The sequence below is a fragment of the Mesorhizobium sp. M7A.F.Ca.AU.002.02.1.1 genome (genome assembly GCF_003998535.1).
Classification (GTDB): domain Bacteria; phylum Pseudomonadota; class Alphaproteobacteria; order Rhizobiales; family Rhizobiaceae; genus Mesorhizobium; species Mesorhizobium ciceri.
Window position 1 is genome coordinate 1 of record NZ_RZPB01000762.1, and the last position, 2,852, is coordinate 2,852.

Here is a 2,852-nt window from a genome sequence, read left to right on the forward strand (position 1 = left end):
TCATATTCCCTAAACCCGGACGCCTTTATCAGCGCCGAGGTTTCAAACTCGAACGTGTTGGGCCGGGCTTCGTCAACGAAATTCAGCGACAAGACAGGACACTCCGAACGACACAAATGCGGTTGTCGAGGCGGTAGCTTACCGGAACCGTTCTTCCGGCCTATCTATCAGTTTGGTTGATCCCTTTCACGACATGGAAAGCCGGCGAGCATCGTTGTCGGGCTATTTCCGCGGTGCCCTGCAAGCCCTGATGCCCGCAAAGATCCGATAATACCGCTGAATGTCGTGATGCCGCGATCTGATCGACGACCGTGCCGCGTTCCAACGTAGGCTGGATTGCGACTCCCAGGACCACCCATAAGGAGCGTTTCCTGGCGTTAATAAACCTTGTAATATTTTGTGATCGCCGCCATTCGAGTTCTCCACAGTCGCGTCCCATTGACCATCTGCGGTTGCTAGAATCCCCCAGGGGAATGCCTTAAGCAGCCGTGAGCAAGAAGCAAGTCTTCTGCTCTGACGAACGCACAGCTTTAAGCACGGGCGCAAAAATGCCGCTGTTTTTTTTCGATATCCGGGACGGCAAATCCCATTCTCCCGATACAGAGGGCACCCACTACGTTGGTGCGCTCGAGGCCCGGGTAGACGCGGTTAAAATGCTGGTCGCCATGGCACAGGACGAAGTTCAGGGCGGGTTACAAAGCAACCTTTCGGTGACTGTTTCTGACGAAAGTCGTCGGCCCGTTATGGAAGCAAATATCGATTGCAGCATAAAAGTCTTTTGACAAATTCCCGATAGCCCTGGACCTAGTTGGCTCCGTCGGGATGCAGCAAGCTTTGTGCAGCTGTCCTGGCCGCACTTGACTTACGGCAGCGGCTTCTGATCACTTTGATACCCCGAGACCACGTAAGCGGAGAAGGCCGCACGATGCTGCTGCACCTCCTCGATACAGCCACGCAAGCTTCGAATGCACATTGCCGGCAGCCCTTCTACTCGTTCGCAAGCGACCGCCGCGGTACTGTCGCACGCTCGATCGCGACGACCGTCCCTTATTCGACTTCGCTGCCGATATTGCACAGGACGGGGGCCTGGCACATCGCCAGGAACCTTTGCCACCGCGAAGCCAATTCGGCGGAACTGGATTACAGGACGTTGACGGTGGCGTGGCCCGGCGCCGGAACGCTTCGTTCCAAGGCGGCTACGCCGCGCCGAGCACGGGCTCTCGTGGCGCAAACAACTGCAAGTGCGATGAAGAAGAGGATGCCTGGATCAGCGCTGCCACCCGACACCGACATTGCAATTATGCTTGCAAGGGCAGCATTCCTGACGCTCGTCACGATTGCATCTGTCTCTGCATCCACCCGTTCCCGAACCGCGCCCAGGCCTCTGGTCACGACATAGAGCAGGGCCACTATCATCAGCGATCCAAACAGACCCAACTGCGACAGGACAGCGATCGGCCAACTCGATGCCCTTGAACTGCCGAAACCAACGCCCAGTCCGCTCGTATCGAGAAACGACTGCAGGCTCTTTACATTCCAATAAGTGCGCTCATGGCCTGACCCGGAATCCGCTTTGTTAATGATGGTGCTGTTGATCAGTCTGACGAACGGGTCCAACGCCTCGGCTTTGTAAAGACTAATGCCCAGTACGGCGGTCCCGCCCACCACCATGAGAGCTATTATCAGTATCTCTTCGCGCGCAACTTTTCCCCTGATGACCGACTGTAGCATGGACAACGCAACGGGGATGCATAGCAGTGTCAGCCCGACGTAAGCCGTCGATGAAGTCGACAGAATGGACAAGAAGAGCAGGATTCCGGCCAGCCATTTCGCAAGCGGTGATTTGGTCTTTCTCCAGTAGCTGTAGCAGAATGCCAGGCAGGCGAGAGAAACGCTGGCGAACGAAGAGGCCTCCGAAAAAGGCCCGGTGATCCGCACAAAGCCTGCCTCGACCGCGTTCGATATAATCGCGTAGTTGGCGGTTCTGATCGGGGCCAGAAAGTCTCCCGCCCCCGCGGTCTTGCCAATGAAATCGATCAGCCCCATTCCCGCGTGCAGGCCGCACCACAAAAAGAAGCCGCGCCTGATTTGATCGATCCGGTTGGAGTGCAGCAGCAGGGCGCAAAGTGCTATCGCGGCGAGGCCACCAAGAATAAAGTAGCCCGTCTGCGAAATGTTGGCTGAAACGGGCGCCAATGAATCTTCTACGACTGTTCCACGGTTCTTGGACTGCACGAATACGGTCGTCTGTCCCGCAAAGAACCTCGGAAACAGCCATGATCCGATGATTGCGTAAAGCATAAGGCTTGTAAGGACCCAGATCGACCCGATGCTTCCGAACACGAATCCAAGATCAAACCAGATACGCCGTCTCGCGGCGACGGCCGTGACGAGCAGGCCCGCGAATAAGGTGTAGATCAAGGGGGATGAGCCACCCAGAAAGCTCAGGGTCATCACGGCCGTCGCACCGAAAGCCTGGGAAGCGATCAAGCCAATGATCAGCATTCCCCTTGAATAGTACGCAACAAGCAAAATAGCCGCGCATACTAGCAGTCCCGGCAAAGACACCTGCATGCCGATCGAGTTCCCGGTGAGCGGATACAGCAAGCTGTCCGATGGCCAATCTTTCGGCAGGTGAGTATCCCCCGCAAGAGAGTCAAAGGGGGTAGCCTTCACCCGCGAAGGGAGGTAGCGGACGCGCTCGTCTCCATCGCCCTTGCCCTTGATGGTGAAGGCAGTGGCCGGCGCAAAATGCGATCCTGGGCTGAATGGCCGCATCTATGTCGGCACTAAGAAATGCGCGTGACGGACCGAAGGCTGGCAACGGGCGGGTTGTCTAGAATCCACCATAA

General features: G+C 56.7%; 2 protein-coding genes. One reads left to right on the forward strand and one right to left on the reverse strand.

The genetic code is table 11. The features are described 5' to 3' along the window. The first annotated feature begins 488 nt into the window (after window positions 1-488). Window positions 489-782, forward strand: coding sequence for a hypothetical protein (locus EN879_RS30830; protein WP_127218776.1), 294 nt, complete (start codon window positions 489-491; stop codon window positions 780-782). A 358-nt stretch (window positions 783-1,140) separates the two neighbouring features. On the opposite strand, the gene EN879_RS30835 is transcribed toward EN879_RS30830, so the two are convergent. Next, window positions 1,141-2,778, reverse strand: coding sequence for a hypothetical protein (locus tag EN879_RS30835; RefSeq protein ID WP_244507007.1), 1,638 nt, complete (start codon window positions 2,776-2,778; stop codon window positions 1,141-1,143). Between the last annotated feature and the right edge of the window lie 74 nt (window positions 2,779-2,852).

Coding starts and splice junctions, on each gene's coding strand:
- EN879_RS30835 (WP_244507007.1), bottom strand. CDS start 2,778: ATGCGGCCATTCAGCCCAGGATCGCATTTTGCGCCGGCCACTGCCTTC.